The sequence below is a fragment of the Anabaena sp. CCY 9402-a genome (assembly GCF_963920945.1).
GTDB lineage: Bacteria > Cyanobacteriota > Cyanobacteriia > Cyanobacteriales > Nostocaceae > Trichormus > Trichormus minutissimus.
Window position 1 is genome coordinate 1 of record NZ_CAWUDL010000141.1, and the last position, 6,613, is coordinate 6,613.

A 6,613-nucleotide genomic window follows, 5' to 3' on the forward strand; every position below is an offset into this window, starting at 1 on the left:
TTTATCTTCTCTGTTTATTTTCCTATAAAATTTATTTTAAAGATAGGTCTATTGGTTAGGACATTATATTTTAATTTCTAGGGAACGGGGAACGGGCAACAGGGAACATAGATGGCTACTGCTATATAAGTTCAGTTTATTATGGCGTAGACGCAAGACAGCTTGTCATGAGATATCGCCAGCAATCTAGTAGAAAAAGTTAACCCACTGCACCCAAAGATTGCAACGTCAAAATCGTCGCATCAGTTAACCCTTTCACTCTAGTAATATTCATCCCTTCATACAGCCGTTTTGCTCGCAAAATCTTTAAACACTCGCCCGTTTTTACATCCCAAATCCTCACGGTTTGGTCTTGAGAACCACTTGCGACAACTTCTACATTTGGACTAAAAGCTACGGAAGATACTAAATGTGTATGCCCAACGCAGACATGATTGCATTCGCCTGTATTCACATCCCAAATTCTCACAGTTTGGTCATGGGATGCACTAGCAAGGGTCTTACCATCAGGACTAAATGCAATGGCAAATACCCAGTTTGTATGTCCAGTCAATGTTTTGAGGCATTTACCTGTCTGCCAATTCCATAGTTTCACTGTTTGGTCAGTGCTGCAAGTAGCGATAATTTCACCATTGGGACTAAAAATAACTGAGTAAACACGACTATCGTGTCCTTGTAATGTGTTGATGCAATCACCTTGACAATAATCCCACAGTTTTACAGATTGGTCAGCACTGGCACTAGCTAACATTTGTCCGTCTGGACTCCAAGCAATTCCTAGAATTTTATCGCTATGTTCGCTTAAGGTTTTGAGACATTGACCTGTGCTAATATCCCATAGCTTAACTGTACAATCTGCGCTACCAGTGGCAAGAATTTTACCTTGGGGATGAAAAGCAACGGCATATAGCCAATCTGTATGTCCGAGTAAAATTTGGAAACATTTTCCTGTACTGATGTTCCACAATCTTACTGAAGAATCTGTACTCGCACTTGCCAAAATTTGTCCATCTGGGCTAAAGGCAATACCATAAATAAAGTCTGTATGCCCTTGTAAGCTGCTAATGCAATTGCCAGTCTGCCAATCCCATAGCTTAACAGTTTTGTCATTACTACCACTGACTAAAATTAGCCCGTCAGGACTAAAAGCTACAGGTAAAGCCCAATCTGTATTTCCGTACCAAGTCTTTAAACATTGTCCAGTACGAGAATCCCAAAGTCTAACGCTTTGGTCTAAACTCACGCCTACTAACGTGTGTCCATCTGAGTTAAAGGCGACGGAACAAACTTCATTGGTATGACCATGTAGAGTTTTGATACAAGTATGGGTTTGACAATCCCAGAGTTTGATAGTGCGATCGCCACTCCCACTGACTAAAATTTTACTATCAGGACTATAGGCAATAGAATAGACGCTGTTAGTATGTCCGGTGTAAGTTTGCAGGCATTCACCTGTATGATAATTCCAGAGTTTGATGGTGCGATCGCCACTACCACTAGCTAAAGTTTGCCCATCTCCACTAAACGCCACTGAACGCACCCACCCAGTATGTGCTTGCAATGTTCTCAAGCATTTACCTTGATGCACATCCCAAAGTTTAATTGTGTGGTCAGCGCCACTACTGGCTAAGGTTTGCCCATCTGGACTGAAAGCAACGCAACGTACCCAGTCTGTATGACCTGTAAGGGTTTGCAAGCACGTACCACTGCGGATATCCCAAAGTTTTATAGCCTTATCACCACTAGCACTGGCTAAAGTCTCACCCTCTGGATGAAACGCTACAGAAAATACTTCATGATCATGCCCATTCAACGTTTTTATACAAACACTATCTCTGACATTCCAAAGTTTAATCTTCTGGTCAGCACCGCAACTCGCCAAAATTTCACCATCTGGGCTAAACATGACAAAGCGCACCCAGTTAGTGTGTCCTTGACAAATCAGAAATAATTTACCTGTTTTCACCTCCCATACACGAATATGACAATCGGTGTCACAGGTAGACAAAAGTTGACCATCTGGACTAAAAGCAGCAGATAAAATATTACCCAAAGTCTCAGTAAAAACACAGCGAGATAAATCTGAGCCGACAAAATTAACATCATGCAGGTTTACGCCCTGAAGATAAGCTTGCCATACAGTTAAACCCGAAAAGTCAAAGCCAGTAAGGTCAATTTCTGCTTGATGTAGCAGATTCAAAGCATTGCCACCAGCATAGCCCGTTACTTGAGGAGACTTATTACGTAGGTTGGAGAGAATTTGAGTGAGGCAATTAGCTATATTTTCCAAACAGCCCACTTCTGTAATTAATTTATCGATAACAGGCTGAACAATCAGACTAATTTGTGTCTCCCGTACATAATCTTTAGCTTGTGCCTTAATGAGTGCATGACTTGTAAATAAGGGAGTAGAGGAAGAAGATAGCTTTTCTATTCCCCATTGCTTGATTTCCTCACAAACTTGCTCAATTAACTGATTACTGACATACTCCATCACCACAGGTTGTTGAGTAAAGCCACCAGCATTTTTTTCAATTACAGAACGCCTTTGCAGTGACGAGAGTGATTCTAGCAATTCGCGGGGTGGGACATGAGCCACAAAATCTGCTTGTAACTCTCCTAAAAAAATAGGTTCGCGGTTGATGGCTAACCAGTACATAATCTCTCGTTCCAAGACTGTGAGACGATGGAACTGTTGGTCAAGCAGGTCACGAATATCGTCAAAGATAAATGTACCTTGCTGAGAAATTTCCAGAAATTGGGCAACATTGCCATCAAAAAAATCATGGATAGAAGAGGCTACAATCTTCAGAGCTAAAGGATTACCGCCATAGCGGGAAACTAAAACTTGCCATTGGTCTGGGGAAGCTGTGAATTTACCTTTAACGTTAAATAATTCCCGCCCTTCTTTTTCTTGTAAACCTGTAAGTTGTAGAGAACGCACTGGTAAACTCTCCCCTTCATACTTAGCGAGTCCTTGGGGTTTTTCCCGCGAAGTAAGTATTAAACAACTTTGATGAGAAGTTTCGGCTACACATTGCAGGAGTTGACCGTAACCTTCACATCCAGCACGATAACGACCAGTGCGATCGCCTGCTTGTAAAATTGACTCAGCATTATCCAGAATTATGAGACAACGCGACGAACGTAAATACTTGAGTAAAAGCAAGATTCTCCCGTTTAACTGATTTGGTAAACTTGTTTCTTGCTGTTGAGATACAAACTGAATCAATTGAGCCAAAACATCTTCCACCGGCGGCGCATTGCGGAGACTACGCCAAATTATGTACTGAACTGGGGATGAGGAAGATGAAATTCCCCCTTGTTCCCTTGTCTCATTGTCCCCTCGACTGCCAATAATTTCTTGTGCCAGCTTAACCGATAGAGTCGTTTTACCAATTCCACCCATTCCCAGCAACGTCACTAGGCGACAGTTGTCCTGCGTCACCCATCGCTTAACAGTCTCCAGTTCTTCACTGCGACCGTAAAAAATTGATACATCAGGTGCTTCCCCCCAATCTGCCACAAAAGAGGGAAATAGCAAAAATTCTCCTTGTCCCCTTGTCCCCTTGTCCCCCTTGTCCTCTTCTGCCACCTCTTCCCAATTCAACCCAAGCACCTGACAATAGGCTTTAAACGCCTCAGCATTAATCGCCTGCTTTCCGGCTAAGAAACGTTTCCATGTTCCTTCTGATACACCAACAGCGAGAACACCATGTTCTTGCCAAGAGACACCTAAAACTTCACTGGCTAATTCCATCCATCTAAAATCATCAACAGACCAAGCCTTTTCACTTCTAGCTTGTTTAATGCTTGCGAGTCCCTGTTGAGAAGCTTTGAGAGTAGCCACAATTTTTAAGTGCGTCTTGCTATACCCGAATCATTTATAGATATATTTGCAGAATGACAAGGTTTTTTGCAATAGCATAAAATTTTGCGATCGCCAAGATCATTTATCCTTGTTGCCATAACTCCAAAACTGATCTTGAAAATTTGAGATTATATAACGAATATTAAATAAATGTATAGAAATTATACAATGTCATTTCTTAATTACGAATTAATCCAATGTCTTTCCATTCTGGAGAAATTAGAGTCCAAACTCAGGCGGGAGTGCGAGAAGAGGCGCAACGTCTGTGTAATGTTATTAGTAGTACAATCAAATCATCTGCTCAAGAATTTCTGCATACGCAACAATTAGCAATTGCTAGTACAGTTGATAGCAAAGCTAGAGTCTGGGCATCTTTATTAACAGGAAAACCTGGTTTTGTAGAGGTCTTAAACACGCAAACCATACAGATTAATACTACTCCCATACAAACCGACCCATTACACCAAAATCTGCCAAATAACAATAATATTGGGCTATTAGTAATTGATTTGGCAAACCGCAGGCGTTTGCGTTTGAATGGCAAAGCAGAGGTAAATCAGGAGAACATAAAAGTAGAAATTCAGCAGGTATTTTTTAACTGTCCTAAATATATTCAGATACGTCACATAGAAAAAACTGTAATTGATTCACTAGAACAACCTGAAACTTTTATCAGAGATGCTTTGAGCGAGACAAATCAACTTTGGATAACCCAAGCTGATACCTTTTTTATCGCTAGTTATCATCCTGAAAGTGGGGCTGATGCTTCCCACAGAGGAGGACTTCCAGGATTTGTGCAAGTTGTGAATAGTAATAAGCTTGTGTTTCCCGATTACTCTGGTAATAATATGTTTCAGACCTTCGGTAACTTAATTGTAAATCCCAATGCGGGTTTATTATTTATTGATTTTGAACAAGGTCACACATTGCAATTAACTGGAAAAGCAAAAGTAATTTGGGATATAGAAAGATTAAGTGAGTTTGCTGGGGCGCAGCGTATAGTAGAGTTTGATATTGAGCAGGTCTTGGAAATTAAAAATGCTACTCCTCTATGTTGGCACTTTGGCGAATATTCTCCTGTGAATCCATCTTCTAGGTAACTTTATTTCACCAAATCCCTGTATAGTTTTGCATTCTGACTTGCCATCCTTTGTTAATGTAGCCTTTACTCTCTCGACTTTTACTTCTGCCATCATCTGAGAAACTTCTAAAATCTAGAGAAATAAATTCTTTATCTTCCTTGATTAAAGCATTATAGTATTCGGATGCAAATCTCTTAAGTAAAGAGTCTTGCGTAATCAAAACTGCTGATGAATTAATTGCTGTAGCGAGTATTAAAACGTCGTTAACAGTATTTCTATATTTTTGTTTAGTATTATGAGATAAAGTAAATTCATAGAAAAGCTTTATCCCTAACTCAAGCGTACTTTGGCTAAGAGGTATGCACTTGACATTGCAATCCAATAAAAAATTGAATCTACTCCAAATTATTTTTCTTATTGGTTTTTCTAAAAAACGAATAGCCTCATTGAATAGATATTTTTCCTGAGTATTAATGATATCAGCAATAGCAAGATTTCCAAACTCAATTACTGTCGGATAATCCTGGGCAAATTCTAAAATTATTTGGTCTGTCAAGCCTTTAGAAAAAGGATGGTCTCTTTTAGGAAATCCCTTATCATCTGGCAATAATTTTAAGTTATTAGGTAATGGTACATAGTAGTTAGCCTTTGTTGGATAATCGCTTTGAATTAACAAAAATTCTTGTGCTGTTATAGAAGCAATATATTGCTGTGAAATTGAATTATGATATAAACCTTTGAAAGAATAAGAAATGATTTGTGTATCAAAAATGTGCATAAATAAATTAGCAAGTAAATTAAATTAAGAAAACTCGCCTTCAATATCTCTTGATTGATGTAATACTCGAAAAATTTCGGCTCTTGCGTTGGTTTTATGGTAAGGCATTAAAATAGCCGTTTTATAGAAAGGCTAAAAAATTTAAAATCCAGTCATAGCAAGGAACATAGGCTTTGATTAGATTTTATTTATTATTCGACTCCATAAAAGGAACTGAAGAGCCAAAATTTCTACACCATCAGTTATTTTTGTGTAAAACACAACGTAAGGCTTCACAGGAAAGCTTTTCAATTCCTTCATTAAATCATCTCGCTTTTTGCCCATATCAGGAAACTGAGCAAGCATTGGACAACGATTCAGAATTTGAGCTATCTGTTTATCGGCTGCAAGTTGATTCTGTTGAGCAAGGTAAGTCCAGATATCTTCCAAGTCTTGTTCGGCTTGCTGGGAAAGTCTGTAATGATTCATTGTCAGCTATCCCACTTTAGCTTACTCTGTCCTCGTGCCTTGATATTTTCCAGCAAATTAGACAGGGACTCATCATCATATTCAGTATATTCTCCATGCTTTAGCTGTTCGGCTGTGATCGCAATATCTCGTTGTAATGCTTCTAACTTCAGTTGACGCAGTTCTTCTTCTGCACACTTAAGTCTATCTATCATTTCCTGAAAGGCACTTGCATCCTGGACAACGACTTCTGCTTTACCATTGACGGTAAGCACAAGAGGTGATTTGGTCGCCTTGATACGCTCTAGAAACTGTTTGACGTTGCGTTTAAAGTCTGTAAGTGAGTGAATTTGCTCTAAATTAATCATAAATTAAATATTGAATAGGACTTACGCATTGACAAAAAACATCATCTATAGAACCTAGGGATGCTAG

5 protein-coding genes are annotated in these 6,613 nt (G+C 39.2%); 1 reads left to right on the plus strand and 4 read right to left on the minus strand.

What is annotated here, in order from left to right; all coding sequences use genetic code 11:
- Positions 1–199 precede the first annotated feature (199 nt).
- Complete coding sequence (locus ACM0OR_RS27355; RefSeq protein ID WP_414579549.1) at positions 200–3,850, minus strand: NB-ARC domain-containing protein; 3,651 nt, start codon at positions 3,848–3,850, stop codon at positions 200–202.
- A gap of 218 nt (positions 3,851–4,068) precedes the next feature.
- Here ACM0OR_RS27355 and ACM0OR_RS27360 point away from each other — a divergent pair, with 218 nt between their 5' ends.
- Entirely contained in the window at positions 4,069–4,971 is a 903-nt protein-coding gene (locus tag ACM0OR_RS27360) for a pyridoxamine 5'-phosphate oxidase family protein (RefSeq protein ID WP_414579550.1), read from the plus strand.
- A 7-nt stretch (positions 4,972–4,978) separates the two neighbouring features.
- Here the strand turns inward: ACM0OR_RS27360 and ACM0OR_RS27365 are convergent, their stop codons facing one another.
- The 3 genes from ACM0OR_RS27365 to ACM0OR_RS27375 form a co-directional block, all read right to left on the minus strand.
- The gene (locus tag ACM0OR_RS27365) at positions 4,979–5,731 is read right to left on the minus strand and encodes a hypothetical protein (RefSeq protein WP_414579551.1); all 753 of its coding nucleotides are present in this window, start codon (positions 5,729–5,731) and stop codon (positions 4,979–4,981) included.
- Between the two features lie 177 nt (positions 5,732–5,908).
- Positions 5,909–6,199, minus strand: a complete 291-nt coding sequence (locus tag ACM0OR_RS27370) for a type II toxin-antitoxin system RelE/ParE family toxin (protein WP_414579552.1) — start codon at positions 6,197–6,199, stop codon at positions 5,909–5,911.
- Between the two features lie 2 nt (positions 6,200–6,201).
- Positions 6,202–6,546: a type II toxin-antitoxin system Phd/YefM family antitoxin gene (locus tag ACM0OR_RS27375; protein ID WP_414579553.1), complete on the minus strand. Its 345-nt coding sequence runs from the start codon at positions 6,544–6,546 to the stop codon at positions 6,202–6,204.
- Between the last annotated feature and the right edge of the window lie 67 nt (positions 6,547–6,613).